The sequence below is a fragment of the uncultured Abyssibacter sp. genome, assembly GCF_964000955.1.
In the GTDB taxonomy this organism is placed as follows: domain Bacteria; phylum Pseudomonadota; class Gammaproteobacteria; order Nevskiales; family OUC007; genus Abyssibacter.
In genome coordinates, this window is sequence record NZ_CAXFCL010000018.1 from 1 (window position 1) to 4045 (window position 4045).

The following is a 4045-nucleotide window of genomic DNA, read 5'->3' on the forward strand; positions in this document are numbered from 1 at the left end:
AGGTCGGGTGGGAAAGGAACCACGATCGCGGATTGCCATTCGCCGGTGCCCTTCAAATCCTCGCTGAAAAACCGTCGGAACTGACGCTGCGAAGCCTCCGGTAGCGGTTGGATCTGCTAATCGGGCGCGAGATCGCCAATCGCCTGATGATGGGCGACGCTTGCAGCGTTATCGCAATCGAGCAGGGGCTATAGCCCTCCACCTCGGCCCATCACGTGTGCCGGCGCCGTGGAATACTCCGCAGATGTCGATGGCGGGTATGGTGGGAATGATTCTGACCGAGGGCGACGGAGCCGGCTGCTGAGGCTTCAGGATACCGCCGGCTGCTTGTCGGCAATGTCGATTGCTCACACGTTTGTCACAACGGCGTCGGTACGCTTGGTGGATCAGAACGTTGTGCTGACCGTGACGGGAACCGAGATCGGTCAGCCAGTCCCACCCTCCGCAGGGTCCGATCAATGAATGATGAGTCCGCTACACCTGCGGCCGAACACACCCGTTCGCCGGACGCGGCGTTGCGTCAGGTTGAAGCACACGACGGCACCGTTCTGGTGGATTTCGACGAGACGCTGTGGCTGCGCAACTCCACGGAAGCATTCATCGACCAGGCATTTCCTGGGCTACTGATCGCGATTCTTCTCCGGGTTCTGGATGTCATCAAGCCGTGGCGGTGGAGCGGTGGCGGCGAGCCGACGCGGGACATTTGGCGAATCCGTACGGTGCTGTTGTGCGCACCGTTGCAATGGCGCCGCTGGCATCGTTACGCGGCTCGGCAGGGGGCGGACTGGCTGAACAAGCCATTGTCCGCCGCGCTGCGGACGGGGCCGCAGCGCGTTGTCGTGGTCAGCATCGGCTTCGAGCCGATCATCCGACCACTGCTCGACGCAATGGGCTGGCATGACGTTGAACTGGTAGCCTGCTCGCTGCGTGGGACACGGGATCGGCGCGATGGCAAGCTCGCGCTGATCGATGCGCGCCTGGGTCGCCAGACGCTGGCCGCGGCCATGGTGGTGACCGACTCCGGCGCCGATCTGCCCGTACTGGATCAGGCAGGGCACCCGGTCTTCACGCAATGGCCCGACGCGCGGTATCAACACGCCCTCAGCCGGGTTTACCTGCCGTTCGATTACACCAGCAAGGTGAAGCGACCCGGCAAGCACTATCTGCGACGCGGCATCCTGCTCGACGACTACGCGTACTGGGCGCTGGCGACGGTCACGCTCGCGTCGGCGCCGATGCTTCATCTGGCCGGTCTGGCCTTGTTGCTGGTTTCGTTCTGGGCGATTTACGAGCAGGGATATGTCGACAATGATCGTTGTGGTGAGCGTTTCGAATCGAATCCGAAACTCTCGAATGCGTACTTCTCACACGCGGCTGCGATGCCGGTCGTGCAACCGTGGGTTTGGGCCGCGGTTCTGGGAGCTGGCGGGATTGTCCTGCTGGACCCGCCGCGATCGACGATGGCCCTGTTCGCGGTCTGGATGGCGGGTCTCGTGGTGTTGCACCTGATCTACCGGGTGTTCAACCGCGTGGACTACGCGACGCGTGTCTGGCTGCACCTTGTGCTGCAGTTTGTCCGGGTCACCGCCTGCCTGATCGTCGTGCCGGCGTCAGCGCCGGGTATTCTGGCGCTGGCCACCCTGGCGATCACGCGCTGGATTCCCTATTACATCTATCGCGGTTTTGGTCGGAAGTGGTTGCAGCCGAATCTGATGGTTGTTCGTGTGGCGCTTTATGTCGCACTGGTCGGGGCATTTCTGATCGCGGACCCGACCGGTTCGATGTTGAGTTGGACCACCGGAGCATTCATCGCATTCGGCCTGTTCCGGGCCCGGCACGAGCTCCGCGACATTCTGCGAACTGCGCGCCGGATCGACCGGGACGACGCCGGCACGCCCTAGCAGCGCGCCGGCCTGTCACCGCGGCGGAGGTCGCCCATCACCTCGGGCAACTTTGGATCGGAGGGTTCCCCCACCGATCCGTTGCTCGGGCTCAGGCGGCCTCGGCACGAAACTCGAACCCGTCGTCGCCGGTCTCGATGCGGATGGTCGTTCCGGGTGCGAAGTCGCCGGCGAGAATCCGGTTGGCCAACGGGTTTTCCACGAGCTGGGTCAGCGCCCGCTTGAGTGGCCGGGCGCCGTACACCGGGTCGAAGCCCGCGTCGGCCAGCCGGTCGAGCGCGGCGTCGGTGAACGACAGCGACAGGTCGCGTTCGGCCAGCCGCGCCATCAGCCCCTGAGCCTGGATCAGCGCGATGTTGCGGATCTGATCCTTGGCCAGCGGGTGGAAGACGACCACTTCGTCGATGCGGTTGACGAACTCCGGCCGAAACTGCTGCCGCACCACTTCCAGAACCGCCTCGCGAATTGCCGCGTAGCTGTTGTCCTCGTCGCCCGACGACAGATCCTGGATCAGGTTGCTGCCGAGGTTCGAAGTCATCACCACGACGGTGTTGCGGAAGTCCACGGTGCGGCCCTGACCATCGGTCAGGCGGCCGTCGTCCAGCACCTGCAACAGGATGTTGAACACGTCCGGGTGCGCCTTTTCCACCTCGTCCAGCAACAGCACGGAGTAGGGCTTGCGGCGCACGGCCTCGGTCAGATAACCGCCCTGATCGTAGCCGACGTAACCGGGCGGGGCGCCGATCAGCCGGGACACCGAGTGCTTCTCCATGAATTCGCTCATGTCGACGCGGATCAGGTTCTCGGTCGAATCGAACAGGAAGCCGGCCAGCGTCTTGCACAGCTCGGTCTTGCCAACCCCGGTCGGCCCCAGGAACAGGAAGCTGCCCACCGGCTTGGATGGATCGGACAGGCCCGCGCGGGAGCGGCGGATGGCGTTGGCCACGGCGGAGATCGCCTCGTCCTGGCCGACGACCCGTTCGTGCAGCACGGATTCCATCTGCAGCAGCTTTTCGCGCTCGCCCTCCATCAGCTTGGCGACAGGGATGCCGGTCCATTTGGACACGACCTCGCCGACTTCCTCGTCGGTCACGCGGCTCTTGAGCAGCTGGAACTTGCGCTGTTCACCATCGCCGGCGGCCTGCGCCTCGGCGAGCTGACGCTCCAGTTCCGGGATGCGCCCGTACTGCAACTCGGACATCCGCCCCAGATCACCGGCACGCCGGGCGTGCTCCAGCTCGATGCGGGCGCGTTCGAGTTCCTCCTTGATGCTGGAGGCGCCCTGGACGCTGGCCTTCTCCGACTTCCAGATTTCCTCCAGGTCGGAGTACTCGCGTTCCAGTTTGGCGATGTCGGTCTTCAGCGACTCCAGGCGCTTGCGCGAAGCGTCGTCGGACTCCTTCTTCAGCGCTTCCTGCTCGATCTTGAGCTGGACGATGCGCCGCTCCAGGCGGTCCATGGCCTCGGGCTTGGAATCGATCTCGATGCGAATCCGGCTGGCGGCCTCGTCGATCAGGTCGATGGCCTTGTCCGGCAACTGCCGGTCGGAGATGTACCGGTGCGACAGCCGCGCGGCCGCGATGATGGCCGGGTCGGTGATCTCGACGCCGTGGTGCACCTCGTAACGCTCCTTGAGTCCGCGCAGAATGGCGATGGTGTCCTCCACCGACGGCTCGTCGACGACGACCTTCTGGAAGCGACGTTCCAGCGCGGCATCCTTTTCGATGTTCTCGCGGTACTCGTCCAGCGTGGTGGCGCCGATGCAGTGCAGTTCGCCACGCGCCAGCGCGGGCTTGAGCATGTTGCCGGCGTCCATGGCGCCTTCCGCCTTGCCGGCGCCGACCAGGGTATGGATTTCGTCGATGAACAGGATGATCCGGCCTTCCTGCTTGGACAGGTCCTTGAGCACGGACTTGAGCCGTTCCTCGAACTCGCCGCGGAACTTGGCGCCGGCGATCAGCGCGCCCAGATCCAGCGACAACAGACGCTTGTCGCGCAGGCCTTCAGGGACTTCACCGTCAATGATGCGCTGGGCCAGCCCCTCGGCGATGGCGGTCTTGCCGACACCGGGGCGTCCGATCAGCGCCGGGTTGTTCTTGGTCCGGCGAGACAGCACCTGGATGACGCGGCGGATTTCCTCGTCG

The 4045-nt window shown here is 64.6% G+C and carries 2 protein-coding genes; one reads left to right on the plus strand and one right to left on the minus strand.

Features of this window, described 5'->3' with window-relative positions:
- Window positions 1-458: 458 nt before the first annotated feature.
- Window positions 459-1901 (plus strand): HAD family hydrolase, encoded by a 1443-nt coding sequence (locus ABNS06_RS00575; protein ID WP_348671950.1) that lies wholly within the window; start codon window positions 459-461, stop codon window positions 1899-1901.
- Between the two features lie 91 nt (window positions 1902-1992).
- Here the strand turns inward: ABNS06_RS00575 and ABNS06_RS00580 are convergent.
- The coding region (locus tag ABNS06_RS00580) for an AAA family ATPase (protein ID WP_348671952.1) at window positions 1993-4045 on the minus strand (2053 nt) is incomplete at its 5' end.